The organism is Pseudomonas sp. SIMBA_068 (assembly GCF_046534705.1).
Lineage (GTDB): Bacteria > Pseudomonadota > Gammaproteobacteria > Pseudomonadales > Pseudomonadaceae > Aquipseudomonas > Aquipseudomonas putida.
In genome coordinates this window covers 1-245 of record NZ_JAWRYI010001335.1, presented here as the reverse complement: position 1 = coordinate 245, position 245 = coordinate 1, and the positions used below count along the sequence as shown (strand labels likewise).

Sequence of the window (245 nt, the reverse complement as noted above, 5' to 3'; positions counted from 1 at the left end):
CGGTACGCAACTGTTGCACTACGCCTACTGCCGCCCGATTAAACAGCAGCGACTGCGCGTAATGTAGCCCGGCGGCAAACAGTTGTAGCCCAACATACGCCGCAGCCAGCCCTGCAACCATTTTCAACGGCAGGTTATTTTTCGCTACCATATTGTCGATAAAATAGCTGATAAGCAGCGGCCCACTGACTTCTGCCGCTGCCGCAACCCACATCATCAGGACCGCAATCCCCAGCGGTTTACGC

General features: G+C 55.5%; 1 pseudogene. It reads right to left on the bottom strand.

Annotated elements, in window-relative coordinates:
- Positions 1-245: pseudogene (locus tag SB756_RS33930) on the bottom strand (hypothetical protein); the annotation flags it as partial.